Genomic DNA, 17,492 nt, shown 5'->3' on the forward strand with positions numbered 1-17,492 from the left:
GCGGCATGGTTCGGCGTCGTCAGGTCTTGCCGTCGCCATAGTACCGGGTTAGGCTGAAAAGCGTACGTTTGGTAACTTTCGTCGTTTTGGGCGGCCGTCGTGCACGTCAGCCAATTTCTCTCGTTGGCCCGGCAACGCAGCGCTGAACTCCGTAAGGCGCTGGCGGCGCTGCCTTCGCAGTTTGTCCGGCATGAAGCGCGGACAAAAGAGCTACAGCAGCTTCGTGAAAAAAGCCTCGATGAGCTAACGCAGGTCAATCTCCCGTCTCTGGACCAGGCGACGCTTGCGACGGTTGAACGCTACACTGGCTACGGTCGCTTTCGTGACCTCGACTTAGACGCCTACCTAAGGCGTGAACGCGACCGTCTGGCGCAACGTGCGGCGCAAATTCAAGCTGATCCGCGCTTCCTTCGCCGGCAGGAGCTGTTAGACCCAACAGCCGGCGAGTTGATCCTCAAGGCCAAGCAGGCGCGTGACGAACTGGCCATCATCGAGAGCGGTCTCCAACGCTACGAACAGGAGCCGGATTTCCTCAGCCTGTACCAGCGCGGCTACCGGACACCAGCTTACCGTCAGAGCGTGTTTACGCTCCAGTACTACAAAGATTGGAAACGCGGCGATGAAATTACGGAGAAGTTTGGCTGTAAAGCGTTCTCCGAGGTTCGCGCCGCCTATGAAAACTTGTTGCGCGGGCGCGCCGCGTGCCGAAAGACTGTAGAAACGATTGAGGGTGAAATCCAAGACGTGCGGCGGCTGATCACCGAACTCAATGAGGCACAGCGCCGACTTGGGGACCTGCCGAAGTTCGTGCTGGAGGATTTCCGTCGCATGCTGCGCGAACATTTGGCGTTCGCCGACCGGGAGCAGCTGTTTCGGTGGGCGGGCGGCGACCGTGTGCGCGAATCGCTCATCAAGCGGCTTGACGGCGTGGAAAAGCAGTTGGTGTACACCAAAGCCATGGCCGAGCGGCGCATTGAAGAAGAACGCCGTTACTTGGCAGAGGAACTCGCCAAGTTGGATCGCAAGATCGCCAAATTTTCGCGTCCGAAGTACGCCGGGACGTACTTGGACCCTTATCAAGCTCAGGCGTGGTTGCGCGACCCGCGCGAGCGGTTGGTGGCGCGGCGTGAGCGGTTTTGGCGCGACTATGACCGCATAGCCTATTATGACCGGTATGACCGCTATGACTTCACCGCCGACTTGCTCTGGTGGGATGTTATGACCGACGGGCGGCTAGACGGCGATTTCATCCCCGAAGTTTATGAGTACCGGCAGACGCATCCGGGCTATGTGTATCAGCGCCCAGAGCCGCCTTACCAGTATGAGTATCGGGTGGATGTGTCATGACGCGGGGGCTGACCATCGTTGCATACGCCGTCAATGGCGCGGGCATCGGCCACCTGACGCGCGTTCTGGCCGTACTGCGTTGGATGCGGCGGCTGGCGTTGTGCGCCGGCCGGCGGCTGGACGCCTACGTGTTGACGACTTCCGAGGCCGGGCAACTGGCGCTGCGCGAGGGGTTTGCGACATTCAAGCTGCCGAGCAAGACGGTTGTCCGCGCGGCTGGGCTGCCGAAAGAGGACTATCTCCGTGTCGCCCGGCAGTGGGTGTGGCACAGCCTGGGCCTGCTCAACCCCGATCTGCTGCTGGTGGACACCTTTCCGGGCGGGACGTTCGGCGAGCTTGGCCCGGCGCTCGACCTACCGGCGCGCAAGGTGTTTGTGTCGCGGGCGGTCAAGGCTGGGTTTGACGCGGCGGGTTTCGCGGCGTGGCTGCCGTATTATGACCGCATTGTGACGGTGGTAGAGCCGGGGGCGGCCCGACAAGCGACTGATAACGAAAGTTATTTTGCCGCTCCTCCGTCCGTCGCTTCGTCTAGTGGGGCGGAGCGAGATGAGGTAGCCGATTTCGGCAGTGACGCCTGCGGCATTGAACCAGATGCAGGGCTTGCCGGTTGGCAGGCGACAAACGGCGGCGCATTGTCGTCGGTGGCGGTCGCGCGGACGCGGTATGTGTCACCCATTCTGCTGCGTGAGCCGGAGGCCTGCCACGACCGGACAACGGCGCGGCGGCGGCTGGGTGTTCCCGACGACGCCTTTGCCCTGTGGCTGAGCGCAGGCGGCGGCGGCGACCCTGCCGCCGAACAGACCCTGATGGCACTCATTGACGCTTTTGAAGCAATGCCGGATGTGCATCTGGTTGTTGGCGCAGGGCCGCTCTACACCGGCGCGCCACGACGTGGGCCGCGCCTGACGTGGCTGACCGAGCCGCTGGCTGTCGAGGATTTCGCCGGTCTGGACGCCGCTGTGTCGGCCGCTGGTTTCAATACAACGTACGAGTTGCTAGCGATGGGTGTCCCGACGGCGTTGTTTGCGCAGGAGAAAATCGCCGACGACCAGGCCGCCCGCGCAGCGCGCGCAGCGGCGGCCGGCGCGGCGCTGTGGTTGCCGGCTGGTGCAGATGGGCGACCGGACGCGGCGGCCTTGCGCGAAACGTTTGCCTGCCTGCGCGACGAAGCAACGCGGGTAAAGTTGGCGGCGCAAGCGCGGGCGTTTGTCCCGTTGGGGGGAGCGCGGCAGGCCGCCTGGTACGGGCTGCAACTGCTGCTCAAACATAAAGAACTACATGCGGCGGTAGCGCGCGCAACGCCGCGCCTGTGCCAATGGCTGGAACGGCAGAAGCTGGACGCCGAACAGTGCGCACGCTTGTGGGCGCTAACCGCCGCCATCACCGACGGCGACGACTTAGCTGAGCTTTTGGAGCAGCTGCCGGAAAGTTTCGGGCTGGAGGATTTCCTAAAGTTTGCCAGTCGGCTGCCGACACTGGCTGACGCTGCTGACCTTGAAGCTGCCTTTGCCTTGTGGGTAAGGCTGGCGGAGGCGTTGCGACCCTTTGGCGATGCACGGGGGCGCGTCGCATTTCTACAGCATCTGCCGTGGTCGCGGCGGGCGTCGCCGGATGATCAAGTGCGCGTCATCATCCGCTTCTTGGCGGCTGCAAGCGCGGCGGGCGAAAGCCTTTACCGGGCGTTAAGCGTGCTGGAACGCCATACGGCGGGGGCGGAAAGCGATCCCTGGCGCTGGCTGACGGCGGTTGAAGCCGCCGCGCGGGAGGTGAGCGATGGTTTACGAGCAGGCGCGTAAGCGACGGTGGAAGGGGATTGCCGAAGGGCGAACGCTTGTCGGCCCGCAAACCGTCCACATTGACTTGGCTAACGGCTGCAACACCAACTGTACGACGTGCTGGGATCACTCGCCGCTGTTGACGACGCCGCGTTCAGCCGTTTGGAAGCGAAAGCTGTTTGATTTTGAGCGGTTTGTCGCGCTGGCGCAGGATTTGGCTGGGATGCAGTCAGTAGAGGCAGTGATTTTGTCGGGCATGGGCGATCCGTTCGTTAATCCGGCGATTTACGACATTATCGCCGAGTGTAAGCGGCATGGCTGGCATGTGACAGTGTTAACCAACGCACTGTTGGCTGACGCCGACCGCATTGCTGCGCTGGGTGTGGACGCCATGCTGGTATCGGTCAACGGCGTCACGCCGGCGTCCTACACGGCCTTTCATCCCAATCTGCGGGCGGAGGATTTTGAGCGGCTGAAGACGCTGCTGGCGCGGTGGCAGGTGCTGGGCGTGCCGGTCAAGCACGTCCAAGTCATCAACCGTGACACCGCGCCGGAGTTGGTTGAAATGGTTGAGTTTGCCGCGCGTTATGGCGCGCGTCATGTGACCTTCAAGTTGGCGAGTTTGGGCGGCGGGACAGAAGCCTGCGCCGTGACGGAAGCGCAGCGGGCGCAATTGCAGAAATGGCTTGTGCCGGAGGCAAGGGCGGCGGCGGCGCGGCTGGGTGTGGCGACAAATCTTGATGTGTTTGCACGGCAGCTCGCGGCCGGCGGCCTAGCGACGACACCAATTGAGGAAGTTGGTTGTTTTATGGGTTGGCACTACGCGCGTGTTACGGTCGAGGGTGCGTTGCTGTATTGCTGCGCAACGACGCTTCAGGTCGGACATCTGGACTGGGGGCCGTTTTCGACCCAGTGGTTTGGAGCGTCGTGGGAAGCGCTACGGGCGCAGTTGATGGCTGGGACATACGCGCCTGCTTGTCAGCAGTGTGGGAAGTTCAATCAGAACGTCAAGCTGGCGGCGAAGGTCAGGGCGAAGCTCGGAGAAGCAGCGTATCTGGCGCTGACTGGGCGACGAGCATCTGATAACGAAGCAAAGAGAGAGCACCGACGGCTGTGACGGGCGCGGATTTGGACGAAAGGCAGCGCCGCAACGCTGGCTTAGGGCCGGCAGCAGCGGTAGCCTCCAAGCTTGGTTGGCGGGCGACAGCCCGTAGGCTGGTTGGCGTACCGCAGGTCTGGAATACTGAACAGGCGCGCTCCACCCACTCTAAAAGCCTCGCGTAGCGGGTGACGCAATCCCGTCGGATAGAGTTGGAGACCTTCGTCCTTTTTCGAGGAGTTCGCCAAAGCAGTCGCTATTGTTTGGAGGAACTAGCCATGCCGCCCCGACCGACGATTGAATGGCAAACCAACGGCGTCTGCAACTATGACTGTTCATACTGCATTCAGTCGCGCCAATACCGGCAGGGTCACCCGTCAGACGCCGATGTGGATCGTTTTCTGAGTTTTTTCGCTGCGCTGCCAGGTGTTTGGGAAATCAAGATGTCGGGCGGCGAGCCGTTCGCGTTTCGTGGTTTTATGACGCGCGTCATTCCGGGTCTGGCAAAGCTACAACATCGCGTGTCAGTGTTGACGAATTTTTCTGCGCCTTTGCCTGTCCTGCGCCGGTTTGTAGATTTGGTCGGCGACAAGCTGGAGGTGTTCTCGGCGAGTTTGCATTTGGAGTACGTCAAGGTGGGCGCGTTTGTCGCCAAAGCGCAAACCTTCCGGTCTTGGCTGCGACCGGAAACGGCGTTTGTCGTCAACAACGTCCTCGTGCCGGGAACGGTTGCCGAACTGGCGGCCGTCAGAGCGCAAGTCGAGGCCGCCGGGCTAAAGTACTTTCCGCAGGTCATGAAGACCAAGCGCGGCGTCTATGCTTACGACGCGGCGGAGGCGGTGCTTGTGAAGGCGCTGACCGGCGAGCGGCCGACAGCGCGCGAAGCAAACATCGCGCCGTCATACAGGGGGCGGCGCTGTTGGGCCGGCGCGGCCTACTTTGTCGTTGACCAGTTTGGTGACGCTTTTCGCTGTCGAACAGCTAAGCGGTACGGGGAGGGGTACTTGGGGAACGTTCTTGACGGGACGTTTCGCTTGGCGGACAGACCGGAAGTGTGTCGTTATGACATTTGCCCCTGCACCGTGCCGGCTAATCGGGGCATGATTGAAGGTCTTGATGAGCGTCATGAGGCAAAGCCGCCAAATGCTTGAGTCATCATCTGGAGAAGCGTCGGTAAGGTGGGAAGCGCCGCCGCGGCCGGCGGAAGGCGTCGTGATGTGGAACATCAACACGACGTGCAACTACCGGTGTTCCTACTGCACACAGCGGTTTCTGGACGACCGGACGCGCTGGGCGCGTGACACGCCGCGTTTTTTGGAGGGCTTTCGGCGGTTACCTGGACGGTGGGAAGTCAAAATTTCGGGCGGCGAGCCATTTCTGCACCCGACGCTGTTGGAGGTTGTCGCGGCGTTGGCCGCGATGGGGCACTGGGTGAGTGTGGTGACGAACTTCTCAGCCTCAATAGAAAAGCTCGATCAGTTTCTAGCGGCGGCGGGTGGGGCGCTGCGCGTGTTTTCAGCGAGCCTGCACCGTGAGTACGTGACGACGGAGGCGGAACTGACGGCGTTTATTGAGAAGGGGCGGCGGGTGACTGCGCAGTTGCCGCTGGGGGCGACGTTTAACGTGACCTGCGTAGCAACGCGGCGCAATTTGCCGGAGCTTCCGGCGTTGGCGCGACGGTTTGCGGCAGCAGGGATTCGTTTCAAAGTCCAGCCGGAAAAGCAGAACCGGGACGTGATTGATTACACGGAGGAAGAGCACGCCCAACTTTTGGCGCTTGGCGGACACAATGATTTGGGTGTGATTGCGCCGTCGTTTAAAGGGCGGCCGTGCTGGGCGGGCGCATACGCCTTTACGCTCGATGATCGCGGAGCGGCATGGCGGTGTTATCCGGCGCGGCGCTACCGGCGCGAGTATCTGGGAAACTTTCTGGACGGGACGTTTGCGCTCTATGACGCGGCGCGCCTGTGTCAATACGCTTACTGCAACTGCACCGTCCCGATTGAGCGGGGCATGCCAGCGCGGTAGGTCGGCTTTACGTTTGCCTGATTCTCGTCGGCGTCTAATTTTGGAAGGGGACCTTGGAATTTATGAAGTTCAAGACGTTTCTGGCGTTGGTTATTGCTGGAGGCGTAGTGGCGTCGGCGCTGGTCGTCGGCTCCTGCGTATGGCTGCTTTCGACGGCCCGCTCACGCCGCCCGGCGGCGTCACAGCCGTCTCTCCCGTCGTCGCCGCAAGCGTCCCCCATCCCGGCTGACGAAAACGTCCTGCGTCCGGTGGATCGCGACCTGTTGGAAGCCTTGCGCCGTCCGGCGACGACTGACCGCATCAAGGATGCCTTTCCCAACCGGCCGTACAAGATCAGCCTCTATTGTGACACGCCTGGACAAGGATGGAATCGGGCGAAGATTGACCTCAACCGCAACAGCAAGTGGGATGAGAAGATCACCATCATCAACGGCGAGCCGGTCAAGCGGTTGGTGGCGTCGCGCGACGATGAAAACTACGACGTGGAATATCGCTGGCGCGGCGGGCGGTGGGTTTCCAAATAGGCGTGCAGGGGTCAGTCCCAGATGTTGGCTAGATCGAGTATAAAGCCGGGCAGTTCGGGGTCGGCGGCGAGGCGTGTGAGGTTTTTTTCGAACACTGACGCGGCGGTTTGGACGATAGACGAAGACCGTTCGCGTGTACGGGTCAATCAACCAGCCCAGCCGCGCGCCGTTGGCGAGGTATTCGCGCATTTTGGCGTGGAGTTCGTCGAGTGTATCGCTTGGGGGACGCAGTTCGACGACGAAATCGGGACACAGGGGCGGGAAGCCGTCGAGGTCGGCCGGGGACAGCGTCGCCAGCCGCTCGTGGGGTACCCAAGCGGCGTCTGGGGATCGGATAGCGCCATTGGGGAGTTTGAAGCCGGTCGAGGAATCCACGGCGACGCCTCTTCCATCCTGTTGAGACCAGTTGCCAAGTTGGCGTGACAATTCTTGATTGCGGCGTCCTGTGTTCCAGCCGGTCGGGGGCATAACAATGAGTTTTCCGGTGGCATCGCGCTCGATGCGCAGGTCGGGATGAAGCCGTGTGAAGGCTGCAAACTGGGCGTCGTCAAAGCCGGCGGTGGGTTTAGGGAGGCGGTGGGGCGTTGGGGCGGACATATAGGCCTACTAGGTTGGCGGTTGAGCGGTGGTCACCCTTTCGCAATCATCTCGATCCAGACTTGACTGTTAAGTCCGCGTGCGTGGGGTCTTTTGAGTCATAGAGTGGTCGTATGCCACCAGGAGTCAGGTGCCGTCAGCCGGCGTTCCTCCGCCAGCCAGCGCTAGCGCATTGTCCGGTGCGGGCGGAAGTGGGGAACAGTCGTCGGGGGGATGTTTTGAGTCTGATAATAGTCGTTAAGTTTACCGGCAAGCTTGCCAACTGAAGGCAGCTACGGCATTGCCTGATAAGATGGAAACCGTGAGTTGGTACTTTTAAACGGCTCGGAGGTAACACGAATGACAAAACTGAAGATTACGGCAAACGCCGTCGTGGTCAAAGACAACGCGAGTGAAATGGTCATCGGCTCCGAAGGTGGACTGACATTCATCTGCGCCGGACAAGCAGGCCATGCCCTTTGTGGTTTCTTTCAGCTCAATAACGCTTCGATAACCGCTTTCTCGATGGACCCAAACGCCGGAAATGGCGGGGAGCTGGTTGTGGTCACAAACCCCTAGCGTGTTTCTTGTTACGTTTGAGCATCGCCTATGAAGTCGCTGACTGAGTATCTGACCTTCAACATTCCGTCTCGGATGGGTTTTGTGAACATTACGCCCCAGGTTGAGGCCATTGTCCGCCGGAGTGGGGTCAAGGAAGGGCTGGTGTTGTGCAACAGCATGCACATTACGTCGAGTGTTTTCATCAACGACGACGAACACGGACTGCACCACGATTTCAGCGTCTGGTTGGAAAAGCTTGCCCCCTTCAACCCTGACCCCAACCATTACCACCACAATCGCACCGGCGAGGACAATGCTGACGCCCACCTCAAGCGCCAGATCATGGGGCGCGAAGTCGTGGTGGCGATTACAAATGGGCGGCTTGACTTTGGCCCGTGGGAGCAAATCTTCTACGGCGAGTTTGATGGCCGCCGGCCCAAACGGGTGCTTGTCAAGGTGATTGGCGAGTAACAGTTTGCACGCGGTCGCGCCATAGCCGGCAGTGGGCGACGAAGCTGGCTGCGAGTCCTTGATCCTGCCCGAAGTGAATGTGAATGTAGCTCGCGTGCAAATTGTCCTGTGCGAAGCCTTCCGCGCGCGGCGTCTCCGCCGCCTGACGCGGCAGGACTTCGTACGCCGGCCGGTCGGCGGGGCGACCCTCCCATTGCGAGTAATGGAACTCATGCCCGCGGAGGCGCTGCCCCGCCCGTCCCAGCAGACCGTCGCGCGCAAGCGCAACTTCGCGGTAGCCCATGGTGAGGCACGTTGCCATCTGGCACACGCCGGGGAGCAGCCCCGCCATCGGCCATGCGCGGCCGTCCACATCAACGGCTTCGGCGAGGTACATCAGCCCTCCACACTCGGCGTAGATCGGCATCCCCTGCCGATGTGCGGCCTGCACGGCGGCGCGCATCGGCGCATTGGCGCTCAGGTATTGAGCGTAGAGTTCGGGGTAGCCGCCGCCGAAGTACAGGCCGGAAACATCGTCCGGCAACATCACGTCGCGCAGAGGGCTGAAAAAGACCGTCTCCGCGCCGTGCCGACGTAAGGCGTCTAGGTTGTCCTCGTAGTAAAAGCAGAAAGCTTCATCGCGGGCGATGCCAATTCGAACCGGCGGCCATTCTATGGAAGCGGACGACGCGCCAACGTCGGACGCATCCGGCGTGAGCGGCGGAGCGGACTCCGCCAGTCTCAGTAGAGCTTCCAAATCAAGATAACGCGCCATGGCTTCGCGCGCCGCCGCGAGAAACTTCTCGACCGCCTGCGGCCGCTCGGCGACCGTCAGTAGTCCCAAGTGGCGCTCGGGGATTGTGAGATCAGGCAGACGCGGGAGACAGCCCAGCACCGGCACGCCGTACCGCTCAATAGCCTCGCGCAGCCAAGCGGCGTGACGCTCGCCGCCGACGCGGTTACAGATGACGCCCGCGATACTGACCTTTGGCATAAACGTGTGAAAGCCGTGGACGACGGCGGCGGCGCTGACCGACATACAAGCGCAGTCCACGACGAGGATGACCGGCGCTTCCAGCAGTTGGGCTATTTGCGCCGTACTGCCGTCGAGCGGTTCGGCGTCTGCTCCATCGAAAAAGCCCATGACGCCTTCAATGACGCTGAGTTGCGCATCGGCGGCGGCCTGTGAGAAGGCGCGCCGGACAGCTTCAGGCGGGAGCATCCAGGCGTCAAGGTTGCGCGACGGGCGGCCCGTCGCGGCGGTGTGGTACATGGGGTCAATGTAGTCGGGTCCGACCTTGAAGCCTTGTACGCGCAGGCGTTGCGCAAAGGCCGCCATCAAGCCAGTCGCCACCGTACTTTTTCCGCTGCCGCTGGACGGCGCGGCGATGATGAGTCGCGGCGCGTGAAACAAGGCTTTCAAAAATGTGCTTCCCTAACGACCGCCAGTCCTAGCTGCGCGCGCTTGAATCGCGTGGTGAAGCTCGTCTGGTAAATTACGAATGGTCATCGTTGGCATTTTCCGTCTCCTGTGAAGAGCAACAACTATTCAAGCCGGGTCAGCAAGCCAAGTTCGTAGCCGATAGCCTCAAGTTCAGTCTCCGACAAAATCGCCCCTTCGGGCGGACGGTCTTTCAGGCGGAAGACGATCGCCTGCTCGCCGACCTGTTGCGTGATGGCGATGCGGTTGACCGGTACCTCGACGCCGAGCAAGCGTGTCAGCAACTTCGCCGTCGCCGCATGGCCAATCGCCGACCGCAACTGGACCCCATTTGATTGGCTGTACGTCACCAGTCGTCGGGCGTCCTCAATTGTGAGCGGTTCGTAGCGGTAAAGTCCATAGGCGGTCAGGATGCTAGCGTTGATGAGCAAAATACAGGGCGGCTCCATAACGGCGTAACTTATAGGCCGGGTTTCGCCATCAACACAACGCCTGTCCACGGAGGCAGACGCGGCAAACGCTTAAAAGTCAACGCCCGGCTGCGCTTTGACGCCGGCGCGAAAGGGATGCTTGACCAGCTTCATTTCAGTCACGAGGTCAGCCATCTCAATGAGTTCCGGGCGGGCGCTGCGCCCGGTGACAACTACATGCAGTTCTGGGCGCTTTTGGCGCAAGGCCGTCAAGACGACCTCAAGCGGCAAGGTATCGTCCCGCAGGACGATGTTCAGTTCATCTAGAACCACTAGCGCGTAGCTGGGATCGGCCATTAGTTCACAGGCCTTAGCCCACGCGCGTTCGGCGGCGGCGCGGTCGCGCGCGCGGTCCTGGGTTTCCCACGTAAAACCTTCGCCAAGCGCAAAAAAATCCACTCGACCGGCGAGTTCGCGGGCAAAGGCAGCTTCCCCGCTGGTCCGTGCACCCTTCGTGAACTGGACGACGGCGACGCGCATACCATGACCCAGGGCCCGAAAAACCATCCCTAGCGCTGCGGTTGTTTTGCCCTTCCCGGTCCCGGTGTGAACGATAATGAGACCTTTTTCTTGTGTCGCCCGCGCAAGGCGGGCGTCTTGGATGGCTTTTTTCCGAGCCATCCGCTCGCGATGACGGGCGTCGGCATCAATTTGGCTTGTCTTGGAAGGCGTGGCGGTTGGCTCATTGGTCATACGGCTGCTCGTCGGGTGATAGGCGGGTTGACTTCCTGGGGATCAACGGCAAATGGGCAACCCGCGCTGCTGCAGCGATGAGCTTTTGTCTCACGGTCGCCGGAAGCGTAGCCAAGTCACCCCCCTCAAAGTAGGCCAGCGCCTTGAGGCTCTCCATCGGTTGGAAAGCGTCGCCCCAAAGAGCGCGCGCCGCCGCCAACCCTACCGCTAGGTCAACACCGGCGTCGAGCAGGGCGGCCACATCCAAGTAGTCCTTGGATGAAATACGCTGGAGCATTACTTTGAGCTTGCTCGCCATGAGATCTTCCAAAGATGCGACCCATGCTACGCCGTCGGCTGTTAGGCTTGGCTCGCCGACGCGCCCGAAGCCTATCCCGCCAAAAAACGAGACCTTCACCGTATCGCAGCGAGCAGTGTCCGGTGACGCCAACACTGTGAGCGTTTCTGGGCGATCTTGAATAACGAGGCTGCGCTTCAACCATGGCAAGGCGGCGCGGAGACGTTTTCGGTCAAGCGGCTGGTCGGTGAAGAAATCGAAGTCAACCGAGACGCGGTGGCCTAGCCACAGGGTGATTGCGGTGCCACCGTACAGGACGTAGCGCAGACCGGCGCAGGGCGCAAGTTGCGGCCAGAGCGCCAGTTGGGCCGGCAGCAGCTGGTCAAGGCGCGGCGTCATGGAAACCTCTGTGGCAGCGGCGGCACGGTCCCATCAGTCGCCAGCCCCAATCGGTAGTGCCAGTAATGCCACGAACGCGGCTCGAAGTCGCCGGCTTCAGCCGTACGTAGCACGTCTGCTAGATAATCTTCGCCAACAAGCGCTAGGAGCCGCTGAACATCGTCGAAATCACCCAGGTTCATTACCTGTATGGCCAACCGCCGCAAGTCATCGTGCGCTTCCTCCGGCGATTTCCACCATACGTAGCGTTGAGCAAGATCAGCTAAGGCGTTGTCCTGCATGGCGAGAATGGTGGCTTTCGTCCCACTCCCTAGACGTTGTGGTAGCCTGATTGTTGATAACAGGCTGGCGTCTGGCGCACATCGCGTTGGAAGCCTGTGGTGCTGTGGCTGGCGGGAAGACGCAGCCTAGGGGACTTTCCGACTATACCCGTTCGCCATTCTTACAGGCCGGCCTGCGCCAGCGCAAAGGCAAAGCGCTCACAGGGCGGCGCGTCCGGCGCGTTGAGCGTTGCTTAGCCGGCGTAGAGAGCAGCGGACGCTTTACGAGAAAATGAATCGGTTCGTACTTTTTTGAAAGGCGGGCTTGCAAAGCGCCGCACCTAACTCTTTGTCCGACATGAGTTTAGCCTAACTGTTCTATTTGGCACATAGTTTGCCCAGCAGAAGCTCCTGAACATTTGATCCGACAGACCTTCTGAAGATAGGAGTTCTCAAAGGCTATGTGCAGACCTCGATTAATGCTCAGCCGCTGGCGGTCAGCGCTGATTGCGGCGCTGTTCGCCCTTGCTGGGCTGTTGACTGCGCCGGGGCAAGCGCAAGTCACCAACGGCAACATTCGCGGCATCGTTCAGGACGCCACCGGCGCCGTGATCGCCGGCGCTAAAGTCACGCTTACCGACAAGCAAACCAATAAAGTCGCCACCCAGCAGTCCAGCGACAATGGCGAGTTCTTGTTCGTCAACTTGCCGCCGGGTCTCTATGAAGTCAAGATTGAAGCCACAAATTTCTCGGCCCTGCGCTTTACGGATGTGCGGGTTGAGCTCAATCGGACGACCGACCTACTGGCGAGGTTGGAGGCCGGGGGGACAACGGATGTGGTTGAGATTACGGCCACCAACGTTGGGCTTGTTCAAACCAGTTCCAACGACTTGGCTCGCTCGTACGAGGCGCGGCAGGTTGTCGAACTGGGCCAGACCACATCCGCAGGCGGCATCTACAACTTGGCGCTGCTCTCGGCGGGCGTTTCAAGCGGCGGCGGTTTAGGCGTCGGCACGGGCGGTTCGGTCGGCGGCCAACGGCCGCGCAACAATAACTTCACTGTGGACGGCATTGACAACAACGATAAGTCAGTGACAGGACCGCAAATCTACATTTCACCGGAAGCCGTCGCCGAGTTCACCCTCCTCACTAACCAGTTTGGGGCGGAGTTCAGCCGCTCCAACGGGGGACAGTTCATTACCGTCACCAAGTCGGGGACAAACGCCTTCCACGGGACGGCTTATTTCTTTCTTCAGAACCGTAACCTCAACGCGCTTGGTGTACGGGAAAAAGAACAGGGCATCACGCGCGACACGCAGCCGCGCTTTGACTATTCGCGTTACGGCACTAACGTTGGCGGCCCGATTGTCAAAGACCGGCTGTTTTTCTTCACTCAGTATGAAGGTCAGCAGACCGGTTCATCGGCGACCGCCGGCGGCATTATCGCGCCGACCCAGGCCGGCTACAGCATCCTCAGCAGCATTCCTGGTCTGTCGGCGACCAATCTCAATATCCTGCGGACGTATCTGCCCGCTGCGCCGACAGCCGATCCATCATTGTCTGGAAGGCTGGTTGTCGCCGGCCGCAATATCCCGGTCGGGTTTGTGCCTATTCAGCGGCCATCCTTCAGCAACCAGCGCAACTTCGTGCTCAATCTTGACTTTATGCAAAGCGAGCGCATGACGCACCGGACGCGCTTCATCTTTGACCGCATCCGTGGCATTGACACCGGTGCAGGACTACCGGCCTTTTTCACCTCCATCCCAACAGACGGCCGACTCTTTTCCTACACGAACGTCTTTGCCATTCGGCCAAACCTGACCAATGAGTTCCGCTTCTCCTTCCGGCGGTCGCGCAACGACGTGCCGGTGCCGGATATCCCCTATCCGGGGCTAGACAGCTTCCCCAACATCGAACTCAATGATTTGGGCGTCAACATTGGGCCGAATCCGGTCGCCCCGCAGTTCGGTATAGAGAACAACTACCAACTCATTGAAAACATCACATGGACGGTCGGAAACCACACGCTGAAGTTCGGGATTGACACCCGCCGCTTGATCGCTCCGCAGTCGTTTGTCCAGCGGCAGCGCGGCGACTACTTCTACTTGGCGACGGAGTCGTTTTTGCGCGATCTCAGTCCTGAATTCGGCGAACGCACTGTCGGCGTGTCGCCCTACTATGGCAACCAGTGGCTGTTCTTCGGCTTTGCGCAAGATAGCTGGCGCATTCGGCCGGAGCTGACCTTCAACTACGGCTTCCGGTATTCCTATCAGCAAGTGCCTTTTACGGCGCGGTTGCAGCGGCTCAACAGCGCCGCGTCTGTGCCGGGGTTGATTTCGTTTGACGCACCGGAGGAACAAACCACCAACTTTGCGCCAGTCATTGGTCTGGCTTACGCGCCGAACTTTTCATCGGGACTGCTGAACCAAATTTTCGGCAATCCCGGCGAAAGTTCCATCCGCGCTGGTTTTTCCATGGGCTATGACATCATCTTTGATAACCTCTACATCTTGTCGTTGCCCCCGCAGTTCAACCAGACGCGGAACGTTGAAGTGCCCGGTGTGCCGGGCTTTCTAGCTGGCGGCGGGCTGCCGCCGACGCCCGCGCCCGTCACGGGAACGCCGGCGCAGTTGCGCGCTATTACGTCGTCGTGGATTCCCGACCAGAAAGTGCCCTACGCCATTACGTGGACGCTAGGCGTTCAGCGCCAGGTCTTCAAGGATTGGGCTGTGGAGGCGCGCTATGTTGGAACACGCGGCGTCCACCTGCTGACGCAGAACCGCATCAACCGGCAACCGCGCGTCACGCCGCAGAACTCACTGCCGACATTTCTCACGCCCCCAACGCCTGCCCAGCTTGCCGGGCTGCCGACACTGGCACAGATCATCGCGGCGCGGTCGAATTTCGTCCCAGCGTTCGCAGCGGCCGGCTTCAACGCGGGCAATCTCGTCGCGTTTCTCTCCAACGGCAACTCGACTTACCACGGCTTGCAGTTGCAGGTGCAGAAGCGGCTGACTCGGAACTACACGGTCAACCTCGCCTACACTTTCAGCAAGCTGATTGACGACACAACGGCGGAGCTGTTCAGCACGGTCTTGGCCTCACGGCGCGTCCAAGACTTCCAGAACCTGCGCCCCGAGCGGTCGCTCTCCTTGCTGGACAGCACCCATCGCCTCACCATCGCCGGGACCTATGACTTGCCGTTCTTCCTCAACAGCGCGAACCCGTGGCTGCGGTCGTTGCTGGGCGGGTTCAGCCTTTCGGGAACCTACAGCTACGAAACCGGTAAGCCGTTTACAGCGCGCAGCGGTGTGGATTCCAACCTTAACGGCGACAACGCCGGCGACCGGACAATCCTCAACCCCAACGGCCAACGTGGAACGGGCAGCGGCGTTCGTGCCGTCAACGCACTAGGCAACACTGTGCCGATCGGCAATCCGGCGACAGTAGCCTATGTGGCGCTCAATCCAAACGCGCAGTACATCGTCGCTGGCCCCGGCGCTTTGGCTACGGCTGGACGCAATACCCTGCGGGTGCCGGCCATCAACAACTTTGACATCTTCATCCGCAAGAACTTCCGCATCACGGAGGGCATCCGGGCGCAGTTCCGGGCGGACTTTTTCAACGCCTTCAACCACCCGCAGTTTGTGCCGGGTTCGGTCAACGGCGTCAACCCGGTGAACACCACGGGAACGTCTATTAACCGCTTCACCATCGCCTCGGACAGCTTCTTCAACCGTCCACGAGCGACGTTCGGGAGCAACCCGCGCGTCATCCAGCTTGCAGTGCGGATTGACTTCTAAGGCTTTTTGAGCGTTCGGCGGTTGGACGGGTAAGCCTGTCCAACCGCTCGACCGTCGATGTTTCGGCGTCTCGTCCGGGGACGCCGCGACTTCTTACTGTCTACTTTTAAGGAATGATGCCTATGCTGAAACGAATGCTGAAACGAATGTGGTTGACGGCTATAGCGGCCGTTGGACTGGTCTGGTTCAGTGCTCCAGCCTACGCCCAAGATGTTCCGCAGGGCGAATTGTTCGCCGGGTTCACCTACGCGCGGCTGAACGACCTCACACCCCGCAGCCCCAGTCAGGACGCTTTCGGCTTCAACTTGCAGGGTGTGTACAACGTGAACCGCGTGCTAGGTATCGTTGGCGACTTTGGCGCACACTATGACAATGCAACGAACCTCTATACGTTTATGGCTGGACCGCGCGTCAATTTGCGGAGCGACCGCCTGACGCCCTTCGCCCACGTCCTCCTTGGCGGCGCGCGCGCTAGTCGTGTGCCGGTCAGCGGCTCGCGACCGCTCCGGTTTGACGGCGACGGCGGCTTTGCCATGGCCGTAGGCGGCGGCCTCGACGTAAAGGTTTCCGATATCGTTTCGCTGCGTCCGATTCAGGGTGAGTATATGTTCACCAAAATCGGCGGCTCCGGCAGTGTGCTGCGCGACACGCAAAGTCACCTGCGCCTGAGCTTCGGCGTCAACTTTACCTTCGGCAAAAAGTGACGAACCCTTGCCGAAACCAGTGGGCTGAAGGGCGGAAAAACCCTGTCCCGCCCTTCAGTACCTGCGCTTGCGGCGGAACGCCACCGTCACGCCAAATGGCACCTCGAACTCGCCCTTCCATGAAGGACAACTGATTGAAATAGCGCTACGCCGAAAAAGGCCTCGGCAGGTGCCGCTAACCATCAGGGCAGCGCGTTGACCGCTTGCACGATCTCCAGAACAGCGTCGGCCGTATGGTGTGACACTGTCCGCAGCGCCCGCGACGGCAGGGCAATGACGCGCTTCCGCCGGACGGCGCTCAGCGCCGCTAGTTGCGTATCATTCAACAACCGTTCCCGAAAGCCAGCGTCGGACGCAAAGCCGGTCGCTACAAAAATCACATCCGGGTCAAGCTTCAGGAGCGCCTCGGCGGAAAGCGTCGCGTTGCCCGTCAGGCCGGCGTCCGCCGCTGCGTTACGCAGCCCCGCTGCCGTCAACTTGACGTCACCCATGGTGTCCCGCCCGGCGACCACTAGTGGCGGCGCGACATAGAGCGCCCGCAGGCCCACCCGGTCGGAACGCAGCGCCGCACGCGCCTGCGCCAGTTTGGCCCGCATGTTAGCGATGACCGCCTCGGCGCGCGCTTCCTCGCCGACCGCCCGCCCAATCCGCCGAATGTTGCCCTCAATGTCGGCCAGAGAGCGGAAGTCCTCGACGACAAGCGTCGGCGTCCCGGTCTGCTCGACCGCCCGCCGCAACTCCGCCTTCGTGTAACGCGCGAGCAGAACCAAATCCGCCCGCAGCGCCAGAATCCGCTCCGGGTCGCGCTCCACAAATACGCTGATGCGCCGGGCAAGCTCCGCGACATAACTCGCCTCCGGGTCGGGAGCGTACTTCGACAACGCGACAATCCGCTCCGGCTCAACCAGCGCGCACAGGATTTCATCCGTCCCAATCGAAAGCGACGCCACGCGCTGCGGTTTTGTTACGCGCGTTTGCTCCACCGCCTTTTCCCCAGTCGGTCGCGGAGCGCCGACCTGACAACCCTCCGTTGTCCAGACAACAACGGCGAGCGCGCCGGCCGCCGCCACACAGGGTGTTCTCAT

17 protein-coding genes are annotated in these 17,492 nt (G+C 61.0%); 11 read left to right on the forward strand and 6 right to left on the reverse strand.

Annotation, left to right across the window (positions count from 1 at the left end; all coding sequences use genetic code 11):
• The first annotated feature begins 99 nt into the window (after positions 1 to 99).
• From NZ585_12740 to NZ585_12780, 9 genes are all read left to right on the forward strand, one after another.
• On the forward strand, positions 100 to 1,347 hold the full coding sequence (locus NZ585_12740) for a hypothetical protein (protein MCS7080899.1): 1,248 nt from the start codon (positions 100 to 102) through the stop codon (positions 1,345 to 1,347).
• Positions 1,344 to 3,143, forward strand: coding sequence for a hypothetical protein (locus tag NZ585_12745; GenBank protein MCS7080900.1), 1,800 nt, complete (start codon positions 1,344 to 1,346; stop codon positions 3,141 to 3,143). Before NZ585_12740 ends, NZ585_12745 begins: the two co-directional genes overlap by 4 nt.
• On the forward strand, positions 3,121 to 4,239 hold the full coding sequence (locus tag NZ585_12750; GenBank protein MCS7080901.1) for a radical SAM protein: 1,119 nt from the start codon (positions 3,121 to 3,123) through the stop codon (positions 4,237 to 4,239). The genes NZ585_12745 and NZ585_12750 overlap by 23 nt, the downstream gene beginning before the upstream one ends.
• A gap of 260 nt (positions 4,240 to 4,499) precedes the next feature.
• Positions 4,500 to 5,372, forward strand: a complete 873-nt coding sequence (locus tag NZ585_12755; protein ID MCS7080902.1) for a radical SAM protein — start codon at positions 4,500 to 4,502, stop codon at positions 5,370 to 5,372.
• Complete coding sequence (locus tag NZ585_12760; protein MCS7080903.1) at positions 5,365 to 6,249, forward strand: radical SAM protein; 885 nt, start codon at positions 5,365 to 5,367, stop codon at positions 6,247 to 6,249. Before NZ585_12755 ends, NZ585_12760 begins: the two co-directional genes overlap by 8 nt.
• Before the next feature lie 62 nt (positions 6,250 to 6,311).
• Positions 6,312 to 6,773: a hypothetical protein gene (locus tag NZ585_12765; GenBank protein MCS7080904.1), complete on the forward strand. Its 462-nt coding sequence runs from the start codon at positions 6,312 to 6,314 to the stop codon at positions 6,771 to 6,773.
• 75 nt (positions 6,774 to 6,848) lie between these two features.
• A complete protein-coding gene (locus NZ585_12770; GenBank protein ID MCS7080905.1) occupies positions 6,849 to 7,196 on the forward strand; it encodes a hypothetical protein in 348 nt (115 codons plus the stop codon).
• A gap of 513 nt (positions 7,197 to 7,709) precedes the next feature.
• A complete protein-coding gene (locus NZ585_12775) occupies positions 7,710 to 7,928 on the forward strand; it encodes a hypothetical protein (protein ID MCS7080906.1) in 219 nt (72 codons plus the stop codon).
• 30 nt (positions 7,929 to 7,958) lie between these two features.
• Positions 7,959 to 8,381, forward strand: a complete 423-nt coding sequence (locus tag NZ585_12780) for a secondary thiamine-phosphate synthase enzyme YjbQ (GenBank protein MCS7080907.1) — start codon at positions 7,959 to 7,961, stop codon at positions 8,379 to 8,381.
• On the opposite strand, the gene NZ585_12785 is transcribed toward NZ585_12780, so the two are convergent.
• The 5 genes from NZ585_12785 to NZ585_12805 form a co-directional block, all read right to left on the reverse strand.
• Positions 8,362 to 9,774 carry a cobyrinate a,c-diamide synthase gene (locus NZ585_12785; GenBank protein MCS7080908.1) on the reverse strand — a complete coding sequence of 471 codons (1,413 nt, stop codon included), beginning with the start codon at positions 9,772 to 9,774 and terminating at the stop codon, positions 8,362 to 8,364. The two genes, NZ585_12780 and NZ585_12785, sit on opposite strands and share 20 nt — an antisense overlap.
• Positions 9,775 to 9,905: 131 nt before the next feature.
• Positions 9,906 to 10,250 (reverse strand): YddF family protein, encoded by a 345-nt coding sequence (locus tag NZ585_12790; protein MCS7080909.1) that lies wholly within the window; start codon positions 10,248 to 10,250, stop codon positions 9,906 to 9,908.
• Positions 10,251 to 10,322: 72 nt separating this feature from the next.
• Entirely contained in the window at positions 10,323 to 10,964 is a 642-nt protein-coding gene (gene cobO, locus NZ585_12795; protein MCS7080910.1) for a cob(I)yrinic acid a,c-diamide adenosyltransferase, read from the reverse strand.
• Complete coding sequence (locus NZ585_12800; protein MCS7080911.1) at positions 10,954 to 11,640, reverse strand: nucleotidyl transferase AbiEii/AbiGii toxin family protein; 687 nt, start codon at positions 11,638 to 11,640, stop codon at positions 10,954 to 10,956. Before NZ585_12800 ends, cobO begins: the two co-directional genes overlap by 11 nt.
• Positions 11,637 to 11,921 carry a hypothetical protein gene (locus NZ585_12805; protein MCS7080912.1) on the reverse strand — a complete coding sequence of 95 codons (285 nt, stop codon included), beginning with the start codon at positions 11,919 to 11,921 and terminating at the stop codon, positions 11,637 to 11,639. Before NZ585_12805 ends, NZ585_12800 begins: the two co-directional genes overlap by 4 nt.
• 458 nt (positions 11,922 to 12,379) lie before the next feature.
• Here NZ585_12805 and NZ585_12810 point away from each other — a divergent pair, with 458 nt between their 5' ends.
• A complete protein-coding gene (locus NZ585_12810) occupies positions 12,380 to 15,703 on the forward strand; it encodes a carboxypeptidase regulatory-like domain-containing protein (GenBank protein ID MCS7080913.1) in 3,324 nt (1,107 codons plus the stop codon).
• Positions 15,704 to 15,825: 122 nt separating this feature from the next.
• Positions 15,826 to 16,407, forward strand: a complete 582-nt coding sequence (locus NZ585_12815; protein ID MCS7080914.1) for a porin family protein — start codon at positions 15,826 to 15,828, stop codon at positions 16,405 to 16,407.
• A 182-nt stretch (positions 16,408 to 16,589) separates the two neighbouring features.
• Here NZ585_12815 and NZ585_12820 read toward each other — a convergent pair whose 3' ends face one another.
• Positions 16,590 to 17,492: an ABC transporter substrate-binding protein gene (locus NZ585_12820; GenBank protein MCS7080915.1), complete on the reverse strand. Its 903-nt coding sequence runs from the start codon at positions 17,490 to 17,492 to the stop codon at positions 16,590 to 16,592.

This window comes from Chloracidobacterium sp. (assembly GCA_025057975.1).
GTDB lineage: Bacteria > Acidobacteriota > Blastocatellia > Chloracidobacteriales > Chloracidobacteriaceae > Chloracidobacterium.